General features: G+C 62.4%; 1 protein-coding gene. It reads left to right on the plus strand.

Translation table 11 applies throughout. The annotated features are described in order from the left end of the window. Positions 1–218: DDE-type integrase/transposase/recombinase (locus tag AB3X96_RS43055; protein ID WP_368594473.1), on the plus strand; the 218-nt coding region annotated here is incomplete at both ends.

Below are 218 nucleotides of genomic sequence, written 5' to 3' on the forward strand. Positions count from 1 at the left end.
ACTGCTGTTCGAGCGCGGTGTCGTTGTCAGTTACGAGACGACCCGCCGCTGGTGCGACAAATTCGGCGCGGGCTTCGCACATCGCGTCAAAGCTGCTCGCCGCAAGCCTGGGCGCACATGGCATCTGGACGAAGTCTTCGTTACGTTGCGCGATGAGCCTTATCTGCTCTGGCGGGCAGTCGACCAGCACGGCGCCGAACTCGACATCCTGCTGCAGA

Source organism: Paraburkholderia sp. BR13439 (assembly GCF_040948805.1).
Taxonomy (GTDB): domain Bacteria; phylum Pseudomonadota; class Gammaproteobacteria; order Burkholderiales; family Burkholderiaceae; genus Paraburkholderia; species Paraburkholderia youngii.